Origin of the sequence: Nonomuraea sp. 10N515B (assembly GCF_052245915.1) — a bacterium.
In the GTDB taxonomy this organism is placed as follows: Bacteria; Actinomycetota; Actinomycetes; order Streptosporangiales; family Streptosporangiaceae; genus Nonomuraea.
Window position 1 is genome coordinate 1 of the sequence record NZ_JBQQBQ010000051.1, and the last position, 21,989, is coordinate 21,989.

General features: G+C 68.7%; 19 protein-coding genes. 10 read left to right on the top strand and 9 right to left on the bottom strand.

The features are described 5' to 3' along the window. Positions 1–1,707, bottom strand: a 1,707-nt coding sequence (locus ACTWQA_RS44620; protein WP_443164926.1) for a zinc ribbon domain-containing protein, incomplete at its 3' end; no start/stop codon positions are given. A gap of 498 nt (positions 1,708–2,205) precedes the next feature. Here ACTWQA_RS44620 and ACTWQA_RS44625 point away from each other — a divergent pair. After that, positions 2,206–2,442 carry a hypothetical protein gene (locus ACTWQA_RS44625; protein ID WP_443164927.1) on the top strand — a complete coding sequence of 79 codons (237 nt, stop codon included), beginning with the start codon at positions 2,206–2,208 and terminating at the stop codon, positions 2,440–2,442. 573 nt (positions 2,443–3,015) lie between these two features. Beyond that, positions 3,016–3,351, top strand: coding sequence for a MarR family transcriptional regulator (locus ACTWQA_RS44630; protein ID WP_443164998.1), 336 nt, complete (start codon positions 3,016–3,018; stop codon positions 3,349–3,351). Positions 3,352–3,503: 152 nt separating this feature from the next. On the opposite strand, the gene ACTWQA_RS44635 is transcribed toward ACTWQA_RS44630, so the two are convergent. The 3 genes from ACTWQA_RS44635 to ACTWQA_RS44645 all read right to left on the bottom strand — a co-directional run bounded on the left by ACTWQA_RS44635 (position 3,504) and on the right by ACTWQA_RS44645 (position 5,878). Next, positions 3,504–3,674, bottom strand: a complete 171-nt coding sequence (locus tag ACTWQA_RS44635) for a hypothetical protein (protein WP_443164928.1) — start codon at positions 3,672–3,674, stop codon at positions 3,504–3,506. Between the two features lie 66 nt (positions 3,675–3,740). Beyond that, positions 3,741–4,520, bottom strand: coding sequence for a hypothetical protein (locus tag ACTWQA_RS44640; protein ID WP_443164929.1), 780 nt, complete (start codon positions 4,518–4,520; stop codon positions 3,741–3,743). Next, entirely contained in the window at positions 4,511–5,878 is a 1,368-nt protein-coding gene (locus tag ACTWQA_RS44645) for an alpha/beta fold hydrolase (RefSeq protein ID WP_443164930.1), read from the bottom strand. Before ACTWQA_RS44645 ends, ACTWQA_RS44640 begins: the two co-directional genes overlap by 10 nt. A gap of 112 nt (positions 5,879–5,990) precedes the next feature. Here ACTWQA_RS44645 and ACTWQA_RS44650 point away from each other — a divergent pair, with 112 nt between their 5' ends. Together ACTWQA_RS44650 and ACTWQA_RS44655 are read left to right on the top strand one after the other, a co-directional pair. Further along, entirely contained in the window at positions 5,991–7,055 is a 1,065-nt protein-coding gene (locus tag ACTWQA_RS44650; protein WP_443164931.1) for a sensor histidine kinase, read from the top strand. Continuing rightward, entirely contained in the window at positions 7,052–7,690 is a 639-nt protein-coding gene (locus tag ACTWQA_RS44655; RefSeq protein ID WP_443164932.1) for a response regulator transcription factor, read from the top strand. Before ACTWQA_RS44650 ends, ACTWQA_RS44655 begins: the two co-directional genes overlap by 4 nt. 321 nt (positions 7,691–8,011) lie before the next feature. Here the strand turns inward: ACTWQA_RS44655 and ACTWQA_RS44660 are convergent, their stop codons facing one another. Beyond that, entirely contained in the window at positions 8,012–8,704 is a 693-nt protein-coding gene (locus tag ACTWQA_RS44660; protein ID WP_443164933.1) for a winged helix-turn-helix transcriptional regulator, read from the bottom strand. Positions 8,705–8,820: 116 nt separating this feature from the next. Between ACTWQA_RS44660 and ACTWQA_RS44665 the strand changes: the two genes are divergently transcribed. The 3 genes from ACTWQA_RS44665 (at position 8,821) to ACTWQA_RS44675 (ending at position 10,759) form a co-directional block, all read left to right on the top strand. Next, complete coding sequence (locus ACTWQA_RS44665; RefSeq protein WP_305919553.1) at positions 8,821–9,183, top strand: DsrE family protein; 363 nt, start codon at positions 8,821–8,823, stop codon at positions 9,181–9,183. A 136-nt stretch (positions 9,184–9,319) separates the two neighbouring features. Continuing rightward, positions 9,320–9,868, top strand: coding sequence for a hypothetical protein (locus tag ACTWQA_RS44670; RefSeq protein ID WP_443164934.1), 549 nt, complete (start codon positions 9,320–9,322; stop codon positions 9,866–9,868). A gap of 105 nt (positions 9,869–9,973) precedes the next feature. After that, on the top strand, positions 9,974–10,759 hold the full coding sequence (locus tag ACTWQA_RS44675; RefSeq protein ID WP_443164935.1) for a methyltransferase domain-containing protein: 786 nt from the start codon (positions 9,974–9,976) through the stop codon (positions 10,757–10,759). A gap of 510 nt (positions 10,760–11,269) precedes the next feature. Here ACTWQA_RS44675 and ACTWQA_RS44680 read toward each other — a convergent pair. After that, complete coding sequence (locus tag ACTWQA_RS44680; protein WP_443164936.1) at positions 11,270–15,028, bottom strand: nSTAND1 domain-containing NTPase; 3,759 nt, start codon at positions 15,026–15,028, stop codon at positions 11,270–11,272. Between the two features lie 317 nt (positions 15,029–15,345). Between ACTWQA_RS44680 and ACTWQA_RS44685 the strand changes: the two genes are divergently transcribed. Further along, a complete protein-coding gene (locus ACTWQA_RS44685; protein ID WP_443164937.1) occupies positions 15,346–15,747 on the top strand; it encodes a hypothetical protein in 402 nt (133 codons plus the stop codon). 192 nt (positions 15,748–15,939) lie between these two features. After that, positions 15,940–16,635, top strand: a complete 696-nt coding sequence (locus ACTWQA_RS44690; protein WP_443164938.1) for a tetratricopeptide repeat protein — start codon at positions 15,940–15,942, stop codon at positions 16,633–16,635. A gap of 355 nt (positions 16,636–16,990) precedes the next feature. On the opposite strand, the gene ACTWQA_RS44695 is transcribed toward ACTWQA_RS44690, so the two are convergent. The 3 genes from ACTWQA_RS44695 to ACTWQA_RS44705 all read right to left on the bottom strand — a co-directional run bounded on the left by ACTWQA_RS44695 (position 16,991) and on the right by ACTWQA_RS44705 (position 18,313). Beyond that, positions 16,991–17,482 carry a cupin domain-containing protein gene (locus ACTWQA_RS44695; RefSeq protein WP_443164939.1) on the bottom strand — a complete coding sequence of 164 codons (492 nt, stop codon included), beginning with the start codon at positions 17,480–17,482 and terminating at the stop codon, positions 16,991–16,993. 334 nt (positions 17,483–17,816) lie between these two features. After that, positions 17,817–18,125 (bottom strand): helix-turn-helix domain-containing protein, encoded by a 309-nt coding sequence (locus ACTWQA_RS44700; RefSeq protein WP_443164940.1) that lies wholly within the window; start codon positions 18,123–18,125, stop codon positions 17,817–17,819. Beyond that, the gene (locus ACTWQA_RS44705; RefSeq protein ID WP_443164941.1) at positions 18,125–18,313 is read right to left on the bottom strand and encodes a hypothetical protein; all 189 of its coding nucleotides are present in this window, start codon (positions 18,311–18,313) and stop codon (positions 18,125–18,127) included. Before ACTWQA_RS44705 ends, ACTWQA_RS44700 begins: the two co-directional genes overlap by 1 nt. Before the next feature lie 302 nt (positions 18,314–18,615). Here ACTWQA_RS44705 and ACTWQA_RS44710 point away from each other — a divergent pair, with 302 nt between their 5' ends. Continuing rightward, complete coding sequence (locus ACTWQA_RS44710; RefSeq protein ID WP_443164942.1) at positions 18,616–21,786, top strand: CARDB domain-containing protein; 3,171 nt, start codon at positions 18,616–18,618, stop codon at positions 21,784–21,786. The last annotated feature ends 203 nt before the right edge of the window (positions 21,787–21,989 follow it).

The window sequence follows — 21,989 nt, forward strand, 5'->3', positions numbered from 1 at the left end:
CCGGTTCTTTGATCTGTCCCGGGCGGCTGGTCGGGGGTGCAGGTCGGTTCGGGTGCGGCGGGCGCGGCGGGCGGCCCGGGTCGCCTTGCGGGGGCGGCGGGCGCGGGCCACGTTGCCCTCCACCACCGCAGCGATGCTGCGGGTCCCGGTGGTGCGGTCGGTGCGGGTGGCCTGCTGGCCGAGCAGGCCGCGGGCGAGGATGCGTTCGGCCGCCGCCCAGTCGCGATCACACGACAGCCCGCACGCCGGGCACCAGGCCCACGCCCAGCCCTTCTCGGCGAGCCGGTCCGGGGCCGGGCAATGCCGGAGGAGCGACGTGCCGTCGCCGCAGCGGGGGCAGTATTTGGAGGTGCCGCGTGCGGGGACGGTGACCACGGCGATCGCGTGCTGGGCCGCCAGGTGCCGGATCGCCTCCATCACTTGCCCGCGCACCTGCCCCGACAGCCGCGCGTTCGCGCGCCCCCGGCGCCCGCGCGCCTCCAGGCTGGCCAGGTTCTCCAGGTAGATGACCGTCGCCCCGGCGGCGATCGCTTGGTCGAGTGCCCAGCGGGCCGCTGACCAGGCCAGCGCCTTGTTCAGGTTTCGGATGCGCGCGCACACCCGCTCGTGCTCGACGCTGATGACCTCATACGCCGCGGCCAACGCGGCGAAGCGGGTGTCGGCGGGCGTGAGGCCGGCCAGCAGCCGCTCCTGGTGTGTGCGTTTGGTGGCCAGGTGCTCGCGCTCGGCCCGCAGCCGGTGCAGCTTGGCCGACACGCCGCTCGCGTCGTAGGCCAGCGGCCGCCCATCCGAGACGACTCGGCCGTCGGCCGTCAGACGTCCGACCGTGCCGGTGAGCAGGGTGTTCAGGCCCCAGTCGAAGCCGCACCCGATCACATGACCGGTGGCGGGCGCGAAGCCGATCGGGGTCTGGAACGGCAGATCGACGCGCACCCGGCCCTTGGCCACGCGCAGGGTCGGGGAGCACAGTTTCGCCTCCGCCGGGACGGTCGGCGGCAGAGCGATGGGCAGCAGGTGCCAGGCCCAGTCCTTGGCGGAGGCCGGGGACGCGGTCAGGGGCAGCTTCACCCGCAGCCGGGCGGCGTGCTCGCCGGTGCGCTCCAGGGTGGCCAGTTGCCGGTCGGCCGCGGCCAGCACGATCTGCGCCGCGCACGCCGGAGGACCCTCCAGCTCGGTCAGGTCCACCGGCAGCACGCCGTCGTGCGCGTCGCGGTAGGCGCGGATCTGACGTGTCCGGTTGCGGATCTCCGCCGCGCCTGCCCCATCCGGCAACACCGCCCGCAACGCGTCCCATTCGGCGTCGGTGCGCCTGCCCGGGTCGCGCGGCCAGGTCGCCACGATCGCCGCCACCAGCTCGCGGCGGTGCAGAGCCAGCCGCAGCAGCCGGGCCGCCTGCTCCTGGGCGCATCGCAGCACCCGATCACACACATGCACGCCCGAAGCCGCGGTTACGCTCCAGCCCAGCCTGCGCACCGCCATCCAGCCCTTGGCCGGCAACGCCCGCCCGTCCAGCCCCACCCCAGAGGCCAGGGCGTCCAGATCCGCCGCACTCCACCGGCCGGCCACGATCTCGGCGGTCAGCTCCCGCGCCAGGCCGGTCAACCAGGCCACCCGCTCGGCCGGCAGCGGCTGCGAGACGACCTGACCGGTCTGCTCCACGATCGCGCGATGGGCGGTGCAAGTCGCCGTCGCGGTGAGCTTACTCACGCGTCCACCCCGCCCCCGCTTTCACTGTCAGTGACCAAAAGACTACCACCATTTGGTCCGCCCGAGTAGAACATGTGAACGATTTGATGGCCGCCTCGCCTTCACCTGCCCGGCCAGAACCGGCCCCCGCCCGTTACGTCGCGGGCGTGAAGGCTCGGTGTTCTCACGGGGCGACCAGATCGACGGGCGCCTCACTGACGCGCACTGGCCCGGCAAAGTGATCCTGCCCCGAGGCCTGGTCGTCACCGCGAACCCGAACGAGCGCCACCACGAGATCAGTGCAGACACCTAGGTTTCCGTAGCGAATACGACGAGCAGTGCAAACCCTGTACCGCAAACTCGACGTCACCTCCCACGCCGAAGCCGTCCAACGCGGGCGCGAGCTCGGGCTGATCCGACGCGGCTCCGCGCTCCACCCTGGGTGGTCCGGCCCCTGGGTGGTGTGCTCTCCCCCCGTTGCCCGCGATGCTTCGCCCCATCCGACGAAAGGGGCGCGACATGACGACGAACTACAGGGTGGAGGTTCGCGGGGTTCTCCCGAGCGGCCTCAACGATGAACTACGCCGCCGGTTCAGCGCGGTGGTCGTCCAGTCGGACGGCGACCGCACGGTGATCCCGAGCCTGGCCGTCGACCAGGCCGCGCTGCGGGCCGTACTCGATCTGCTGTGGGACGTGGACGGCGAGCTGCTGCTCGTCAAGGCCATCCCGTCAGACGCGGAGCGGAGGAACCGATGAGGTCGTGGCTCTGGCTGCTGGCCGGTACGGCCCTGCTGCCGTTCACCTTTCTGCAGACCACCATTCCGCTGGCCGCGTGGGTGGCGCCGGTGCTGCTGCTGCGTTTCGCCCGGACCACCCGGGCCCGATGGGCACTGCCGGCCCTGGCCGTCGCGGTGGCCGTCGGTGCCGCCATCAGCTTCCGGGGCGCCTTTCCGGGTGACCGAATTGCGATACTCGCGGCCGGCGCCGGCGTGGTCGGCGTCGTACCGTACGCGCTGGACGGGCTGCTCGGCCGTCGGCTGAGCGGGCTGCCCCGCACCCTCGTCTTCCCGGCGGCCGACGTCGCGGCGGGATTTCTGTTCAGCACCGGCGATTTAGGCACGATGGGGCATCAGGCGGGCACCCAGGTGGGAAACCTGCCGCTGATGCAGTCGGTGTCGGTGACCGGCCTGTGGGGGCTCGCTCGTCGCCGACGACGGGCCACCCGCCATCCACAGCATCGAGCACTTGATCGCTCAGGCTCACTACCGGCTGCGCCGTCTTGGGGATCATCGGCTCGCCGCGTACGGCCTGCGCACCCGCCACTTCGCCTTGCTGCCCGCCCTGGACCAGCTCGGCCCCTGCCCGCAAGAGCAACTGGCCCGATACCTTCACCTGACCGAACCGGCCACCGCATCACTCATCGAGGAACTGGTGAACGCCGGCATCGTGTCCCGCGGTCAGGACCCCACGACCGACGCCGCTATGCCCTGCAGCTCACCGACCTCGGCCGCGCCCGCATCCCCGCAGTGCGTGAAGCCCTGGACGGCATGGAGCGCGACCTCGACGACGTCCTCGGCCCGGACGGCGCTCAAGAACTTCGCACCCTTCTCACCAAGCTCTTGCCGTAAGGCGGATCGACACGCCTGCCACATCTTCCGGAAGTAGGGCCAACGCCCCTGCCATCAACGCAACGCCAGTCGGCGGACCACGCCATTCGAACGTGGTTACGCGGAGCCACGTGACGACTGGGACACGTTCGGGAGAAGACCCCCGCCACGGTAAGCCGCGCCCGCTAGACGCGACTTTCGTTCGGATGCTCAAACTCCCTTGTCGGCGGCGGTCTGGGAGAACACCTTCTTCACGCGTGCCACCGTGGCGTCGTCCAGCGCGTACGGCTTGGCCAGGTCGCGCTCCAGAGTGGCCTTCTGCTCGGCCACCATGGCGGTGCCGCCGGCGATGTGGTCGCGAGCATGCTGATGGGCTGCCAATTCGGTTCCTGCTCGGCCACGGAGGCGCCCCTTCGCGGTGATCTGCCGGATTCGGCCGGCACCTCTTCACCCAAGTGGAGGGATGGCGATCTTGCTCCCGTGAGGTCTGCGGCCGGTATCTGGATGTGGGGGGAAGGCCTGTCCTGTTGACAGCCGTTCGATGAGGGTTCGTACGGTCTCTTTCCCGCCGTTCGTCCCTGCCCAACGACTCACCTGGCAGGCGGCTTCGGCATACAGTTGGGGATCCGCTGATGCCGCGCGCAGCCAGTCCTCGAGCGTGGCCGGGAGGGGCCGGCGGGAGTCGAGCAGGCAGCGGTCGCCGGTGGGGGCGAGGTATCGGGGGTCGTCGCTGACCAGGACGGCCAGTCCCTCGTCGAACCACTGCGGGACTTCGGCGCCATCGAGGCGGGCGTGGAGTTCCACGTGGGTCAGTTCGTGCGAGGCGATCACGGGATCGACGCCGCGCGGGGACAGCATCACCGACTGGTTCAGTACGGCGATGCCGCGTTCACGGCCGCCGCCGATCCTGCGGTAGCAGTCCTCGGACAGGCACACGAGGATGTCCGGAGAGCTTTTCCGTCCTCCGAAGAAGGCGTGTACCCGCTTGTTCGCCTGCTCGATGACCTCGATCACGTGCCGGCGTCGGCCTTGCGGCAGGCCTGGCTCGGCGTACAGGCCGGGCTGGAGCCGCTCCAGGCCGTAGCAGCCGGGGCAGGTGGCGGCCGCGACGGACGGGAATGCGATCGCGGTCACCGCCGCGGCGGCGGTGAGGAGGATCGCGGTGACGGCGCCCGCGATCCACCAGCGCTTCCCGCGGCGGTTTCCCTGCCGTCGGATCACGGGCATGTGGTTCCCCGGTGCGGCAGTCGGCGCTCGGTGACGTACCTGCTGACGTGGTCGATGACACAGGGGTTGGCCATCGCGCCGAAGAGGTTGTGGCCCGGGCCGTCGTGTTCGATCGTGCGGCTGCCGGGGATCTGCTCGACCACCCGGCGGGTGGAGTCATGGTCCTGCCAGGTTCCTGCGCCCAGGAGCGGCGGCAGCGTATGGGGCATCGGCGTAGGTGGGTTGGTCACCGGGGCCGGCCAGCCGGCGCAGGTGAGCGGCAGGTGCCAGGCGAGGGCGAAGGAGGCGCCGGTGTTGGGGGCGATGGCGCGCAGCCGCGTGACCGTGCGCGCGACGTCCCGCTGGCCGGCGGGGCGCGGGAGGTCGAGGCACTCCTTGTATCCGCCGCCCGGGGCGCCGGGGTAGGGCTGGCGGCTCGACAGCGCGAAGTCCGAAGCGTCGCCAGCCTCGGCCGCCGTGATAGCCGCCACGAAGTCGCCCCAGCTTGCGGGGCCGGGCCGGAGCTTGAGGAACGCGATCGCCTGCAACTGCGTGCCGTCGAAGCGGGCGCCTGCTTTCGGGGCGGGGATCAGCTCGCGGTTCGCTTTGGCGATCAGCGCCCGCCAGCGTTTTTCCGTCCCGGCGGGGGCCCAGGTGAAGAATCGGTCCATGAAGCGCTCGGTTTCGCGGGCCACGGTGTCGAGTTCTCGTTCCCAGTTGCGGAGGCTGTGGTTTCGGGTGCCGTCGATGTACATCGTGCGCACGCGGTGGGGGAACAGCCGGGCATAGGACTGCGCGATCGTTGCGCCGTACGACAGGCCCAGGAGGTTCATCTTGTCCTCGCCAAGCGCAGTGCGGATGGCGTCGGCGTCTCGGGCGTCGGCGGCCGAGTCCATGTGGTCGAAGAGCTCGGGATCGGTGCTGCGGCACTTGTCGCCCCTGGTCTTGTTCGCTGCGGTGAGCCGGTCGAACTCGGCCTGGTCGGCGGGGAACGCCGGCGTGCGTACGAAGCCCCAGTCGCACTGCAGCACCGCACCGCTGAGACCGGGATAGCCCCGGGGATCCCACGTCACGACGTCCATGGACGCTCGGATCTTGTCGAAGATCTGCGCACGTGAGCCCAGAGAGGCGATCTGGTGCCCCTGAGGGCCGCCGAAGTTGACCAGCGCGGATCCCATTTTGGCGCCGGTGGCGGGCAGACGGGCCACCTTCAAGGTGATCTTGCGGCCGCTCTTCGGCGACAGGGCGACGGACAGGTCCGCGCACTGGAGCTCGGGCGCGTCCGCGATGGGACACGCGCTCCACTGCAGAGACGGCTGCGGCGCCTGGGCGCTGACCGGTGTCGTGAGGATGGCCAGCGCCATGAGTGTCTTGAGCATGCGCAGAACGCTAAGAGTCGCGGACAGCCGGGGTCTGCCCGCGAAAGTCATCGACGGCTGTTCACCAAAGTTGACTAGGAGCGCCACAAGGTGCCATGAGTAAGGTGAGGTTGTGTCCAAGTATGCGCTTGTCGCCGCGGTCGTGGTCGCGGATACGGCGCTGTTGTGGTTGGACGGGACGGCGGGTTGGCTGCTTGCCGCGTACGCCGTGGCCGTGGCGCTCACCATGGCGGCGATGAACCGCCTGCCGTTCGCCGCCTTCCTCGCGGCGCTGGCGCTGGCGGTGCTCACCGGCGGGTCGCTGGCCCTCCTGGTCTGCACCGGCTTTCAGGCCGGGCACCGCATCTCCGCACGCAGAGACGTGATTGTGACGGCCTGTGCCCTGAGCGCGTACGTGTGCGTTCTCCTGCTGGCCGTGGAGCGCTCACCCGGCGCTCAGGAGCCGTGGATCTCCTTGGCCCGCGTCGTCGTGCTGACCGCGCTGCCGCTGCTCGCCGGCCGGTACGTGGCCCAGGAGCGCGAGCACCTGCGCCGGGAGAGGGCCCTCATCGCCGAACAGGAACGGCTACGCGAGCGGGTGCGCATCGCCCATGACATGCATGACTCGCTCGGCCACCTGCTCAGCCTGGTGTCCGTGCAGGCCGCCGCGCTGGAGGTGGGCCCTTTGTCTCCCGGCCAGCAGTTGGCGGTGGGCGGCCTGGCGGACGCCGCCCGCGCCGCCGCGGTCGAACTGCACGAGGTGGTCAACGCGCTACGCAGCCATGACGCCCCCGGCCTGGACGACATCGATGACCTCGTCGCACGGTCCCGGGCTGCGGGGGCCACAGTGACGATCGAGTCGTCCGGGGAGGCGCTCCCGCTCACCGACCCGAGGGCGTCCCACGCCGCCTACCGGGTTGTCCAGGAAGGGCTGACCAACGCGGTCAAGCACGCGTCCGGCACGCCGATCACCGTGTCGCTCGACTGGCAACCGGACGCTCTCCTGGTCTCGGTGGCGAACGCGATGCCCCGCCGTCCCTCCTCCTCCTCCTCCTCCTCCGGCGGTGGCGGCCTGCACGGGCTCACCGAACGCGTCGCCGCGGCTGGGGGCTTGCTGCGCATCCACCCGGGACCGCGCGAGTTCCGGCTCGTCGCGATGCTCCCGCTAGTGCCGGTTCTGGCCGGGGCCGCCACGTGATCAAGACCTTGATCGCTGACGACGAGCCTCTCATCACCACCGGCATCCGCACCGTCCTGGAGTCGGCCGGGGACATCGAGGTGATGGCCGTCGCGCGCGACGGACGCGAGGCGGTGCGGGCCGCGCGCCGGCACCGGATCGACGTCGCGCTCCTGGACATCTCGATGCCGGTGATGGACGGTCTGGCCGCCGCCGCCGAACTGACCGGGACGCGCGTGGTGCTGCTCACCGCGTTCGGCGATGAGGACAACGTACGGCGAGCGGTGCGGCGAGGCGTGTCCGGGTTCGTCCTGAAGACGTGCACCCCCGACGAGCTGATCCGGGCGGTCCGTGCCGCTCACGCCGGGCAGGCGTACTTGTCGCCGGCCGTGGCGCGCCAGGTGCTGGACATGGCGGCGCCGGGCGACGACGAGCGCGCACGCGACGCCGCCCGCCGCCTTGCCGCCCTCACCGCGCGCGAAGCCGACATCCTCGCCCTGGTGGCGCAGGGCCTGTCCAACGCCCAGGTCGCTCGGCGCGTCCACATGACCGAGGCCAGCGTCAAGACCTACGTCAGCCGCATCCTCGCCAAACTGAACTGCACGAACCGGGTGCAAGCGGCCCTGCTGCTGCGCGATGCGCCATTTCCAAACTGATGCTCATGCCCCTGGTTGCCAGTCTGTATCCCCAACACGCGATCAACCGCACTCGAGGAGAGCGTCATGACCGCTACCTACACATTCGACGTCTTTTCCAGCCTTGACGGCTTCGGCGCCGCCAGAGGCAACTGGACCGGCTACTGGGGCAAAGCTTCGAACTGGACCCACAGCGGTTCGGCAAGCCATGATGGCAGAACAGGCACGGACGATCCTCGTTGTCGATCACGGAGCGTACACAACTACGTGATCTTGAGGCTCCATGCCTGTGTTTCATCCTCACCCGGCAGACGCCCCTATCCGCGCGGCCTCTTAGGGATTTCACCGGGGTAATGACACCGCCGCACGCTCGACGGCAGCGAACGGGCTGACGTCGAGCCACTGCGGCAGCGCCCGGCAGGCGGTGGGGTCACCGCTCAGGCGCAGTGCCGCACCGCGGAGCGCCGCCGACCAGCTCATGTCGCCCATCCAGATGCGGGTGAGGGTCGCTACCTCGGTCTCCAGCCACACGCTGACGGGGAAGCCCGGGTCGGTGTCGCACACGTCGGCGCCACCGGACCGGGAGAGCACCAGCCACCATCGCTGCTGCCCGGTAGGCGCGTCCCGGAAGTGGAGTTGCACCGTGGCCGCTCGCTCGGGCATGCAGGCCGGCTGCGACTGCCGTTTGATGTCGAGCATCAGCAGTACGGGGTCGAACTCGTCCGGGCGCAGCTCGTGCATCCAGCGCACGCCCCACGCGCCTATCTGCTCCAGCAGTGGCTGCAGCTCCAGCCCGGCCGGGGTGAGCCGGTAGCGGGGCTCGCCGTCGATGAGATGGCGCTGCACGAGACCGGCCCGCTGCAGCTCGCGTAGCCGCGCCGCGAGCAGCGACGGCGACATCCGGGGGAGGCCGCGGGCGATGCCGTTGAACCGGTCCTCACCCCAAATCAGCTCGCGGATGACGAGCAGCGTCCAGCGTTCGGCAAGGATCTCGGCGGCCCGGGCGACCGGGCAGTACTGGCCGTAGCGTTTCATGGCTCCGCCTCCCGGCGGGGACCAGCCCTCGCCACTACAAAAAAAGTACTGGGCCGATGGTCGCGCGTCACGCAATCTCATCAGCGAAGGGGAAAGCACATGCGACGAGGAGTGATATGTCCGGAAAAGCAGTTATCAGCCTGACCACCGGCCTGGAGGACCCCGAGCGGGTCACCGTGGCGTTCCTGGTCGCGGTCGGCGCGGCCGAGGAAGGCCGGCCGACGCTGATGTTCCTGACCAAGGAGGCGGTCCGGCTGGCGTTGCACGGCGTCGCCACCGGAGTGGCCTGCAACGGCTGCCCGCCGCTGCCCGATCTGGTCCAGCGGTACCAGAACGCGGGTGGAACGTTCCTGGTCTGCCCGATCTGCTTCAACGCCAAGGGCCTCGACGAGACCCAGCTGATCAAGTCCGCCGAGATCGGCGGCACGGTGCCCATGTGGCGTTGGATCGGCGACGGAGCGACGACGTTCAGCTACTGACATCCGGGCGGCTCTCGGCTTACGGCGTCGTCCCGTCCCGTCGCTTCACGGCGCCGGCTCCCGAGACGCCGGACGCTCCCCGCCATATTCGTAAGGCGGCTTGCGATAATTCCGTAAGGCACCTTACGATCTTCGGATGATCAACGCAGAACGGCCGTCGTACGACCAGCTCGTAGCGCTGCTCGGCGTCCCCTTCTCCGTCGAAGACGCCCGCGCCCGCTGGGGCTCGCTCGTGGAGGAGGCCAGGAACGGCAGAACCATCATGATCACCCGCGAGCGCTGGCAGTGGGCCGGGCTGGTGCCATTGTCGAAGGTGGGTGGGGTGTGGAGCGGCCTGCCCCTCGTGCCGGTGTCGACGGCGCGGTCCAAGCTCGGCGATCTCATTCGCCAGGTCGCCGACCCCTACGGGGAGCCCGTGCTTCTGGGCCGCCACCGCAACCCGGTCGCCGGCCTGGTCGCGGCCCATGTCCTGCTGGACAAGGCCGCTCCCTCGGACCATCCGGCCGCCGACGCACTGCTGGTCGGCGGCCACACCATTGCGCTCTCCCGCGATCCCGTGGAGGGGCTCGTCCTGGCCGTCGCCCGCGATAAGGACGGCGCCGAGGTCTCGGCCGGGGCCGGGCGCAACGCCCGTGAAGCGCTGCGCGCCCTCGCCGAGCCGCCGCCATGGCGTCAGCCGGGCTGACCCACGGCCGGCCGCCTGGTGGCCCCAGACGAGCTGACTCCCTCGGGCATCGGCAACTTGACACAAACGTCCAGAAACGCGACCAAAGATCGTTAAGCTGCGACGATGGAACGCGTAACCGACGGGCCCGAGAACATCGCCGTAGGGCATCCTGCCTGGGATTCGACCGCAACCCTGCCTGCAGATCCCGACCAGGTGAACGACTACGACGGTTTCGCCGAGGCGTACTCGGCGGAAACCGAGAACAGCATCATGAACGAGTACTGGGCGCGGTCCTCGATCCTGGCCCTCGTAGGAGACGTGGCCGGCCGTCGGGTCCTGGACGCCGGTTGCGGCTCAGGCCCCCTGTCCGCTGCACTACGCGACCGCGGTGCGGTCGTCACCGGCATCGACTCCAGCGCCGGGATGCTGGCGCGGGCCCGGCGGCGGCTCGGTGACGACGCGGCCCTGCACGTGGTCGACGTGCGTGATCCGCTGCCGTTCGCCGACGGTGCGTTCGACGACGTGGTCGCGTCGCTGGTGCTGCACTACCTGGAGGACTGGGGGCCGACACTAGCCGAGATGCGGCGAGTGCTCAGGCCCGGCGGCCGGCTGATCGCGTCGGTCAACCACCCTTTCGTGGAGCACCTGGCACAGAATCCTCGGCCCAGCTATTTCGCCACCACCAGCTATACCGACGCATGGACGTTCAACGGACAGTCCTACCCGATGACCTTCTGGACCAGGCCGTTGCATGCGATGACCGACGCCTTCACCACCGCGGGCTTCCGCCTTGCGGTCATCAGCGAGCCGCAGGTCGACCCGGCCGCCCGTGAGCTGTTTCCCGACGACTTCCAGGACTTCGCGGACAAGCTCGCCTTCCTGTGCTTCGTCGTCGAGGTACCGTCGTAGGCTCGGCTGGCAGCTAGCCAGTGTCGCTGCCGGGATCAGGGAAGGAGCTACTCGCCGACGACGCGCCGGTCGTAGGCCGAGCCCGATCGACCCTTGGCTCAGCGCCGTCTGTCCTGCCCGACCGGCTCCGCCCGCAGCTCGTGCGCGACCATGCCGTCGCGGGCGCGGCCCCGGCGGAGTCGAGACCGGCGTCCACATCCCGCGCCGCGACACCGCCTCGCTGCTCAACACCTGGGCCGGTTGTGCGCCAGGCCCAGCATGGCCGGGTTCATGCGGCTTGCGGCGACACCTTTCGCGCATAACCCCATGGCTGCGCGTTCTTGCTGCTTGTCATGAGTGTGATCGTGGCTCACGTCAGGTGAGCGCCCGGCCCGACCCAACCCGACACCCGGCCTTGGACGACGGATTCCAGCCAGAAGCAGGTGCGGGACCAAACAATCAACGAGATCAAACACAGCGCGCAGACCGCAACCCTTGGGAGAAACGGCCGCAGTTTCTCGCGGGCTATCGTCAGTGGCAGGTCTTTTGATAGGCGAGTTCTGGGATGTGTTGTTGCCACTCGGCAGGGGACAGGCCACCGTCGCGGTGGCAGATCAGGGCGGCGGCAGTGCCGGGATCGACGGTGATCTCACGTAAGGTCCCGTCGGCGGATGAGACGAGGAGAGCGGCCCGGTTGAATGCCACGGCCGGTACGGACTGGGTGTTGAAGCTGATCGGTGAGGCGATCCGCTGATATCCCCGCCAGTCCCATAGCTGGATGCCGTACTCGCCTTGGCCGGAGACGGTGGCGAGTAGTTCGCCCTGCGGGTAAGGGACAAGTGCGTTGATCGATGCCGTGTACGCGGTCTGCGGCGGGGCCAGGGGCCTGCGCAATCCCCTGTCCCAGAACGTCAAACGCCCGTCGAGGTCTCCGGTCGCGGCAATGTTCTCGATGAAGAGAATCTCTCCCTGGGCGCGGGCGTCGGATGAGTGCTGGAGTATTTCTCCGGTGGCCGTATTGACCAGGATTCGCCCCTTGCGGGATTTGTCCACGAACAACCGGCGCCCGTCCGGCTCGAAGATCAGAACCCCTGCTCCCGCATCGGAGACGGTGCGGATCCATCTTCTGGCTCTCACGTCCCACAGCTCCAGATCGTCGAAAGCCAGGCCGTCGAGCGCCTCTTCGTTATCTGTGTTCGCGCTGAGGGGCGCGACCGCGACGGTTCTGCCGTCGGGGGAGAAGGCCACGGACAAGACTCCGACGGCTCTTTGTCTCCGGACGCGCAATGCGCCGGTGCTGCGGCCGGTCGTGGCGTCCCACAAGGTCACCACGGGGGACGCGGGGTGGGTGAGCGCAAGCGTGCGGCCATCGGGGCTGAATACCGGGGAGTACGCCGTCTCCGTAGGGTCGTTGTCGGGGAGATCGTCGACGGGTAGCGGGCCGCTCACGGGTTGCCGGGCGGCGACATCCCAAATGCGCACCTCCGGCCTGCCTTTTCGGCGATGCGCCGTCACCAGGAAGCGGCCGTCAGGGCTGAACAGCCGCTTGCCGCCTCTCGGAGCGAGCGATACAGGGTGGGTGTAGGGGGAGATGTCCAGGACGTTCACCGTGCCGAACTGGCCGATCAACCGGAGAACCCGGGCATCCGGCGAGATACGGGGCTCGGCTCCCACAACGTTGGACAGAAGCGAGTTGCTCATCAGCTCTGTGCCGTCGTCCACCCGCCACAGGGTCACCACCCCCCAACCCCGCGTCCCGGCCAGGAATCGACCGTCGAGGCTGAACTCCATACGTTCCGTAGGCGGAAACAGCGGGCGTAGGACCTCCTTGCCCGAGGAGATGTCGAACAGCCGGATACCGTCGGCGGTCGAGACGGCCAGGCGCTTCCCGTCTGGACTGAACACGCCTTCCGTGGCGGTTTCCGGCAACCAGGGGGCACGGAGCGGCTTGCGCTTCTCGATGTCCCAGAGCTCCACCCTCCGCCCCGAACTCGCCCTGCTGCCGGGGGACATCGGGGTGGTCGTCAATTCATTGGCTTCCGCCGGGATGACCAGGGCCAGCCGGCCGTCCGGGCTGATCGCACTGACCGGCTCATCGAGCACGCGCTTCCGGTCCGCGATGCTCCAGGCTTCCTTCATCCCATCGCGGGCCCCGATGAGAAAGCGCCCGTCCGGGCTGAACTCCGTTGGGTCGAGCTGGGGGAATGCCACGCCGAGGTCCGTCAGGCCTCCGGCGCCGACGGTCCACAGCTGTGCGTTGCTCCGGTCGTTCACCGCCAGCGTACGGCCGTCAGGACTCCACACCACTTCCGAGACCTGTTGCCACGGCCATCTGGCGCTGGCGACCTCCTTCTTCGTGGCCAGGTCAAGCACGCGCAGTGCGCCCGGCTCGGCCGCCGTACCGGGTGTGTAGACGGCCAGCCTGGTGCCGTCCACGCTGAGCCCCTGCACCAAGTCCGTCGGGCTGTACGGGGCGGTGAAGACGTCGACCAAGGGGAGCGCCATCGAGTCGATCAGCTCGCTCTTGGCCTCGGGGACCTGGGCCATCCGCCAGGCCGCGGCGCTCAATCGGCGGGCCAGCTTCGGGTCGCTCAACCGCAGGGCGGCCGCGCGCCTGGCGGCCAGCCGGGCCGTCGCTTCCTCCAGCCGATCGTCGGCCAGGCCGGCCTGCCGGATGGCGACTCCCGCCGCGACCATGGAGGCGACCAGCAAGACCACCAGGACGGCCGAGACGGTGACCCGCACCAGGGAGGTGCGCCGGGCCAGCGCCGCGCTTGCGTCAACGAAGTTCCGTTCCAGGGGCGTGAGGTCGTCGCGGTCACCCGGCTCGATGAACAGCTTGTCGACGACGGCCAGGCGGGTGCCCCGGTAGAGGAGCCCGGCATCCCGGCCATGCGCCTCCCACGCTTTGGCCGCCTCGGTCAACTGCCGGTGTGTGCGCAGGCGATCGCGTCCTTCGTCCACCCATCCACGCAGTCGCGGCCACGACTCGATCAGGGCCTCGTGCGCGAGCTCCACGGTGTCCTGGTGCAGGGTGAGGAGCCTGGCCCCGGCCAGCTGCTCGATGACCAGCGCCGTGTCCGCCTCCCCGTACGGATCCAGCTCCGCCCGGGCGGCGGGACGGCGGGTGTCCTGGGCCTGCTCGCCCGGATTGATCAGCCTGAGCAGGATCCGCCGGGCGATCCTCGCCTGAGCCGGCGACAGCCCGGCATAGAGCTCCTCCGCGGTATGGCTGATCGCCCCGTGGACTCTGCCCACGCTCTCATAGGCGTCCAAGGTCAGCATCTTCCCTGTACGGCGGCGCCAGACCTCCCGCAGCGCGTGTGACATCAGCGGAAGCGCCCCGGGCTCGTCGGCGACGTCGGCGACGATCTCGGTCGCCAGCGCTCGCTCCACGGTCAAGCCCTCGGCCATGGCCGGCCGGACGATCGCTTCTCTGAGCTCTTCCTGGTTCATCGGGCCCACCAGCAGGTTGGCCTCGCGCAGGGCTCCGGTGAGCTCGCGGTGCTCGGCACATCGCCCGTAGAAGTCGGCGCGCACCGCTATGACCACTCTCATCCGGCTCTGCGGTTGCCGCGCGCTGAGCAGCAGGTCGATGAACTGCCCCCGCTCGCGCAGGTCCTGGCAGAGCGTGAACACCTCCTCGAACTGGTCGACCACGATCAGCGTGTCGGACTCGCCCCCGCCCCGGAGGAGCCGGTCGGCGTGCAGCATCGGGTGCTCGCCCGGTGTGAGTATCCGGCTCTGCCCGAGGGATTCGCCCGTGGGCGCCGTCTCTCCGTGTGCGGCAGGCACGAGCCCTGCCCGCAGCAGGGACGACTTGCCACTGCCCGAAGGGCCGAACACCGCCGCGAAACGATGCCGTCGAAGCAGCTCGTGCAATTCCTCGACGAGCCGATCCCGTCCGAAGAAACGTCCGGAATCGTGGGTGTCGTAGGGGGCCAGGCCAAGGTACGGCCCGGCGGCACCGTCATCGTCCGCCCTCTCGCGGGCCACTTCATGAGTGACCTGCTGCCAGCGGCGCTCCCATTCGGAGACGTCTCCGCCGCATGTTTCCACGAAGGCGAGGACGACGGGCAGTGAAGCCAGACGCTCACCTGCCGCCGCCTGTGACAGCGTGGTGACTGAATAACCGGCACGCTTGGCCATGGCCCGATAGGTGAGGCCGCCCGCTTCCTGGCGCAGCTTGCGTAACTCGGAGGCAAAGCGTTGAACCGGTCCCGCTGCCGGGTCCACCGGACTTTCACGACGGCCCACCACCGCTGCGGGACTCCATTCACCAGACGACATTCAGGTGTGCTCGCTGATCACACTAACTGTTCACCCTGGTCGGGGAAGCGCGGAGCGGATTCATGCGCCGGGGAAAGCATTGTTTGCCTGCCCGATGAGGGGTGCCGAACAATCTTGCCGCCACGATCCTGGTGCCAACAGGCCTCGGCGGGCAAGCGCCACGGGGACCGCTTGCCATCGGAACCGCCGGGACGGGTTGATCGGCCACCTACGAAAGGACATCCATGCGCACGAGCTCAAGGACCGCCGAATTTCGAGGACAGATGAACGGCAGAGCAACGCGTCACGCATGGCGTGGGGCAACCAGGCTCAATGCCATGAGGCGCGGCATCTCACTTCTGGCGCGAGTAACCGCCGCGACCGTGGCCTTCGCCACGGTGACCGCCGCGCCCGCCGTGGCCGCCCAGCCCCGCGCGTGCACGCTCAATGGCTGCTACGACATCTGGGGCACCGGTTCTGGCCGATGGATCGCTGACGGCGACAAGATGGTGATCTGCGATGGGTACGCCGATGGATATTCGATCCGCATCAGAGCCCACATCAATTACACGGACCAGCCGGACAAGTGGCACACGAGCGGTGCCGGAAAGTGCACTGAGCGTTCTTACGGAGATGTCGGTGAGGGTCTGATAGTCGTCTTCTACGCGTGCCTGGGGAAGCAGAGCACCGGCTACATCCTCCACGATTCGTGTGGCGCTGTCGCCTACGGCACCACCTGATGGGTTGTTCATCCTGCCAGGCCGGCTGGTGGACCGCATTCGAGTTGCTGGCCAAGAGCGCGCCTGTGCCAAGGCCGGCGTCCAAGCCGCACCCACCGCGCCTGAAAGACCGTCACGCCTCCAAGCCCGTGACGGCCTTTCAGGAAAGAACGGCACCACAGCGGTTGCCGCCCGATGTCGAAGGGATGAGTTGTGGCGGAAGTCCCGGACGAGGGCAACGGGAGCAGGCGGGCTCGGTTGCTCATGGAAAAGGTGCATCTCGGGGAGTTGGACCGCGCGACCGACGCCCTGAGCGTCGAGCGAGAGGCCATCGCCATCTACCGGCGGCTGGCCGCGGCCTCCCCCGAGCTCTACCTGTCTGAGCTCGCCACCTGCCTGACCAGTCTCGGAGTGACCCTCTCCGAGCTCGACCGGCATGGCGAGGCGTTGAACGCCGAGGAGGAAGCAGTCTCTGTCTACCGACAGCTGGCCGCGGTCTCCCCTGGCCGCTACCTGGCCGATCTCGCCGATGCCCTCATCAACCTTGGGACGACTCTGGCGGAGCTGGACCGGCCGGCCGACGCCCTGCGCGCCGAGCGAGAGGCCATCGCCGTCTACCGACGACTGGCTGCGGCCTCCCCTGACTGTTACCTGGCCGACCTCGCAGACGTGCTCGTCGACCTCGGCGTGACCCTGACCGAACGCGGCCTGCCGGCCGAAGCGCTGCCCTTGGCAAAAGAGGCGGTCACCATTCATCGGGGGCTGGCCGCAGCCTCCCCTGAGCAGCACCGCGCAGGCCTCGCCCATGCCCTGGCCGGCCTCGACGTCGTCATCTCGGCGCTCGCCCGCGACGAGGAAGCACGCCGATCAGGGCCGGCGCCTCGGCCGACTGCCGGCGATGGCCCCTGAGCAGGTCCGGCACGCCCGCGACTCACCCGCCGGTGGCCTGCTGGCGGTTCCTGCCCAGGCGGCTACCGGATCCAGCGGATCCGTCGTCGAGCTCAAGAACGTCGCCACTGGCATGTGCCTGCCCTGCTGGCCTGCAGGGCCGCATCCCACACCCGCGAACATCGACGGCACGAAGAACCCCGCCACAGCGCGCCCTCACCCGACCAGCAGACCGGCCGCATCGCCGCCACCGTGCCGCGCGTCACCGGCATCGACCAAGCCCACGCGCATCCGGACGACTTCGACCGGTCGCCCGTTCCTGTGACGGGCGCCCATGGCCCCTGTTTGGGGCGAGGGTTGACGGGGCGGCGAGGAGCTACTCGCCGATGACGCGCAGGTTGTAGGCCGCTTTGAGGTCGGGAATCCAGTCGTCGAAGAAGCGGATGCCATGCGGCTCGCCAAGCCGATTCAGCTCGTCGAGCCCAATCGACCCTTGGCTCAACCGGTCTCCGAAGTCCTTGAAGAAGAGCTCGAATCCACCCGGCGTGTACACCTCGATGATGCGTGCCGGCTCGGGTCCCGCGTTCCACATGGTGTGGGGGATCCGGCGCGGCTTCAGCACCCAGCAACCGGGAGTCGCCTTGACGATCTCGTCGCCAACCCGGGCGTGCATTTCCCCCTCGAGCACGTAGAGCCAGACATCGTTCTGGTGCACGTGTGGCGGTAGGAGAAACCCCGGCTCGAACGGCTGCTCGATGATCGAGACGGCCCCGTTCGTCTCTTCGCCGTACAGCTTGATGACGACCCCGCTGGCGTCGTCGCCCTCGTCCCTGGCGATCAGCGTCTTGCCCTTGATGCGATCACGCATAGCCTCACCCCCTTGGCTATCTTGCCGCGGCGGCGTAGCCGCAACCCAGCCGCTCACGCTCAAGCCGAACCTGGGTCATTCCAGTCTGAGCGGGCAAGTGTGTGGCGTTACCGTCGCCACGCCTGGAGCTCTTGACGTACGCGATCTTGTTGCCAGTGCTCGGGCACGGGGCTGGGCAAGCAGGTCATCGCTCAGCGGCTGCCCTGTCAGAGAAGACCGTCCGCAATCTGGTGAGCAGCATCTTCGCCAAGCACTCGTCGGCCTCGACCATGTCCCCCGTTAAATCGCGGTCGGGAGCTACGTTCGTTCAGGCGAATGTGCGGGGCGTACAGCCTTATGCGGCGTGCGCTTCGAACCACACTGATCCGAGGTCATGGCCGGGCGTGAGGCGGACATCCGCGTCCAGGGCCGCTGCCAGGCGGCGCAGCAGCGCGATGGTCGGAGTGGTGCCGCCTTCCTCGATGCACTCGATCTCATCCTCGGTCATGCCTGCTCGATCGGCGACCTCGGTCACGCTCAGGCCGAGGGCCACGCGCCGGTCGTACAGGGCCTTGCCGAAGGCCAGCGCCTCGCGGATGGCGATCCGTTCGGGATCGTCATCTCGCGCGGGAGGACGCTCCCAGCGGGTGTGGTAGCCGGCCATCACACCTGCCTTTCGAAGGTCTCGGTCACCGGACCCCAATGATCACGCTTGCAGATCTTCTGCGCTCGAACCGCTCGATCGATCTGCAGGCCTGCGACTTCATCAACTCGCTTGAAATCGCTGTCACTGAGGTCGTCGAGCCACTCCCGGACCTCGGGCTCAAGTTCGAAGCCATACAGCTCTCGCATTGCCTCTCCCTCCTGGCTCCGTGACAGACCGTAACGAGCGGGAGCGCGCCACGAGACAGGCTTCGCAGAACATCCTGATTTATCCCTGGGCGTTGGTCAGTAGCCGTCATATGCGATCATGTCGATCGGTTCGGCGTCCCTCACGTGGTGGAACTCCTCGACGTGCCCCGCGTGCAGTTGTCGGGCGGCACCACCGTGATGAGGCTCTCTGTTCCGGCCGGGCTTGAGTAGGGGTTACTCATGCGTGCGCGCGCTATAAGCCGGACGCTCCTCTGCAGGGCAAACCCTCAGGAGGAACGACCATGGGCGTCAAACGTGGAGCGAGAACGTGGCAGGGGCGGCTTGCGTCGTGGCGCCGGCTGCTCACGCTCGGGGCGATCGGCGGGCTGCTCGTCGCCTTGATTCCGGTATTAGCCACACCGGCCGCAGCGGCGGCCCCGACCCTGTCGCTGACCTTTTCCATCGACTATCTCCTGCAGGTCGAGGACCCGGACGGCGGGGGCCTGGGAGATGGAGACTACTTCCCGAGAGTCAAGATCGCCGACGGGCCCCTCGAGGTGGGCCCGCGGATCGAGGACGACGAATTCGAGCCTTTTGGCCTGCCCGAGGCGCCCAACGGCTGGCGCTTCACCAAGACGGACCTGCCCGGTGGCAAGCCGACCGTGGACATCACCGTCACCCTGTGGGACTGGGACGACGGCCTCAACACCAACGACGACAGGATGGACATCAGCCCCAGGAACGACGATCTCGAACTGAACCTCGTCTACGACCTGCGCTCCGGCACCCTGTCGGGTGACGACATCGTCTTCGGCACGCCCTGCGTCAGTTCCAGCGGCCAGCCGAAGGGCCAGAGCTGCGTCGAGGGCGACGGCGACCACGGCTTCCCCAAGGACAACGACGGCAGGAAGACCAGGCTCGGCATCACCGTCTCCACCGTGCTGCCCGACACCGACCACGACGGCATCCCGGACATCATTGAGCTTTCCGGGATACGCGACCGCAACGGCGCGGTCATTGCCGACCTGCCAGCGCGCGGCGCCGACCCATGCCGTAAGACGATCATCCTGCAGACCGACTTCATGGCCGACGCCAGGCACTCCCACCGGCCCAAGGATGCCGCGATCACCCTGGTCAGGAACGCCTTCGACGCGGCGCCGGTCAAAGCGGAGAATCCGTGCCCCTACCCGGGGACACACCGGGACGGCGTCGACTTCATCCACATTCTGGGAAGGCAGCTTCCCGAACAAGCGACCATGGGCCTGAACAACAACAACGACTTCCGCAATGCGCGCACCGCCAGCTTCCCCGCGGAGCTGGCCCCGTACGCACACTATGCGATCTTCGCGCATGACATCATGCTCGGCAGCGGAGCCTCAAGCACGCCCGACCCGGGAACGTCGGGGCAATGCTGCGAACCCACCAGAGACAACAACAAGGACTTCATCGTCACCCTCGGCTCATGGCGAACCATGTGCGTGGCGGACTTCGGCCGCGACTACGCCGGCGACGGCATGCTGCAGACGACGCGGGCCGGCGACGACACGGTGATCGGAACCCAGATCCACGTGGGCCCCGACCGCATCTGCAACACGACCAGCGCGCACCCGACCGACCGGCAGGTGCTCACCCCCAATACGGGCGCCGACGACGCCTGGGTCGGCACCGAACAGGACCAGGCCGGCACCATCATGCACGAGCTCGGGCACGCGCTGAGCCTGCGTCACGGCGGCGACATTGACGAGAACTGGAAGCCCAACTACATCAGCGTCATGAACTACTTCTTCCAGACGGGGATTCCCAACAGCCCGCCGCCGCTGCTGGTCGACGAGCTGCGGGACTGGAAGAAGGGGGCGGTCCGCCTCGGCTACTCGAGCGGAAAACTTCCCGAGCTGAGGGAGCCCCAGCTGAACGAGGCGGACGGGATCAAGGACGGCGCCGACTACACCTTCTGGTGGCATGACAACCCCACCGCGGGCGGGCCCAGGCTGTTGCGGTCGGATATCGGCAACGGGCCGCTCAACTGGAACGACAACCGCGACGCCGCCGGCAGGCCGATCATCGACGCGGGCACGGTGGACGTGGACATCAACGACAACAAGGGCAGCCCGCCCCTCAAGGATCACGACGACTGGTCGGCCGTCAAGTTCCGGGCGGCACAGTCCCCCGACGCCGATGGGCCCGCTTGCAGCGGCTACATCACGAGCACGAGCCCGTCGCTCTGCGCCGGCGCGGGCGGCGAGCCGGAAAAGGAGCTCGACTTCGACACGGCGGTACGGCAGGAGCTGTCCTTCTTCAACCAGTACGACCCCGACATCGCCACGACGAAGACCGTCGACCGGTCCGACGCCGAGCCCGGCGACACCCTGAACTACCAGGTGAAGCTGGACAATGTGGGCACCGGCGCCGCGACGGCGATCGACCTGACCGACACCCCGCCCGGCGGCGGCACCCAGTCGCGCCAGGTGCCCTACCTGGGCGCGGGACTGTCCAGGACCGAGACGTTCAGCTATGCGATCCCCTGCGACATCGCCAACGGGACCGTCCTGCCCAACACGGCCACGGCGACCGCGCGTGACACCAAGGGCGGAGCCGAGGCGAACACGGCCAACAACACTGCGACGGCCACAACCACTGTGCACGCTCCGAAGCTCACCCTGGACAAGAGCACACCGCCGACCGTCAACGCCGGCGAGGCGATGACGATCGATCTGAAGATCACCAACGTCGGCAGCGGCACGGCCACCAACGTGACCCTCACCGACACGCTCCCGTCCGAGGTCCACTACAGTCAGGCCCTCGACCAGGGCACGGGGCCCAAGCCCTCGTCCGTGACCGCCAACCCGGACGGCACGACCACGCTCACCTGGTCGCTCGGATCGCTCGCCGGCGGCGCGAGCTCCGGTGTCCAGTTCACCGCCCGGCCCAGCCTGCTGTTCGTCGCCGGGAACGAGATCCCTGACTCCGCCACGGCCTCGTACGGGAACGGGAACGGCTGCGTCTACGAGCCGGTGACCGCGACGGCCTCCACCAGCATCACCGAGGTCGCACCCACCCGAAACCCATGGCCACAGCTGTCCTGGCAGCTGCACGCCGACCGGCAGACCACCGAACTGCTGGCCCGTATCCAGGCGACCGACTCCCGCTTCGACGGAGCCGACGGCTCGGCCCCGGACGGCGCCCTCACCCGGGCCGAGGTGAAGGCGGTCTTCGCCCTGTCCATCAGCCAGTCCGACCTCCTCCGAGCCCAGCTGCTGACCACCTACCTCAACCTGGCCGACCGGCGGATCAACGCCGCGACGAAGATCGTCTCGCTGGTCGCCGCCGCGCTGGAACTCAGGTCCGTGGGCCAGGCCGCCCGCCACGCACAGGCCACCCTGCGGCTGCCGGACAACCTCGCAAACCTGCTCCGGTACGGCAAGGCGACGACCGTACTGACCGAGATCAACCTCAACCTCAGCGAACGCTACTGAGCCCAGAACAGGCCCGCCGCGACCGTCCGCGGCGGGCCACCCTCATGTGACCTGTGCGATCCCCGGCCGGGAGCGACGAATGCGGGCAGAAGGGAGCCGATACGGCGTCCATTTTGATGGCTTTATGCGCATCCATATTGGACGAAACGATAGTCTCCACCGGAGATCCGGGATCTTCGAGCGTGGATTCGATCTTTTGGACG